At 40.6% G+C, this 315-nt stretch carries 1 protein-coding gene; it reads left to right on the top strand.

Annotation, left to right across the window (positions count from 1 at the left end; translation table 11 throughout):
* The coding region (locus GOQ16_RS17470) for a phage integrase N-terminal SAM-like domain-containing protein (RefSeq protein WP_204987534.1) at positions 1–315 on the top strand (315 nt) is incomplete at both ends.

Below are 315 nucleotides of genomic sequence, written 5' to 3'. Positions count from 1 at the left end.
TTGCAACGATTTGAGCGTAATATTTCAGTCTTAGGCCGTAGTAAACGTACCTTCGAATGCTATAGCCGTCATGTGGCTGCGATGGCATTACATTTTGGAAGTCTTCCCACTGAGATAGATGCTGAACAAGTTCAAGACTACCTTTATCACTTGCAGCAAAGAAGCAAAAGTCCATCTCAAACGTATTTTAAGCACACTGTCTATGGTCTTCGATTTCTATTAAAAACCGAAAATCTTCCGTACGACCATCTTCATCTACCGTCTATTTCCAAAGAGAAAAAGCTTCCTGTTATCTTGAGTCGGGAAGAGATTTGG

It is taken from the genome of Sphingobacterium bovisgrunnientis (assembly GCF_009829085.1).
Classification (GTDB): domain Bacteria; phylum Bacteroidota; class Bacteroidia; order Sphingobacteriales; family Sphingobacteriaceae; genus Sphingobacterium; species Sphingobacterium bovisgrunnientis.
The sequence above is the reverse complement of the archived record's forward strand: the minus strand, read 5'-3'. Positions and strand labels throughout refer to the sequence as shown.